Genomic DNA, 255 nt, shown 5'->3' with positions numbered 1-255 from the left:
TGTGCATATGTACGAAAAACGCACATCTGCATTGAAACAGGACGATCTGCTCACCGGCCATGAAGCGGCCGCACTTTTGCCTCACACGAGTTATTCGCGCCTAATGCGCTGGGCGCGCGAACGCAAAGTGCCCTATATAGAAGATCCGGGCGGGCGACGCTTTTTTGAGCGGGCAGACATTGAGAAGCTAATGACGCGCGTTCCCGTCCGCAATGAGGCCGTTCTGTCTGGCGGTGGGTTTGATGATGCTGAATA

1 protein-coding gene is annotated in these 255 nt (G+C 54.9%); it reads left to right on the top strand.

The window, feature by feature from the left end; all coding sequences use genetic code 11:
• Positions 1–255, top strand: a 255-nt coding sequence (locus QP415_RS12240) for a hypothetical protein (RefSeq protein WP_285100255.1), incomplete at both ends; no start/stop codon positions are given.

The organism is Pauljensenia sp. UMB3104 (genome assembly GCF_030217285.1).
Lineage (GTDB): Bacteria > Actinomycetota > Actinomycetes > Actinomycetales > Actinomycetaceae > Pauljensenia.
This window is presented reverse-complemented; position numbering and strand designations above follow the sequence as displayed.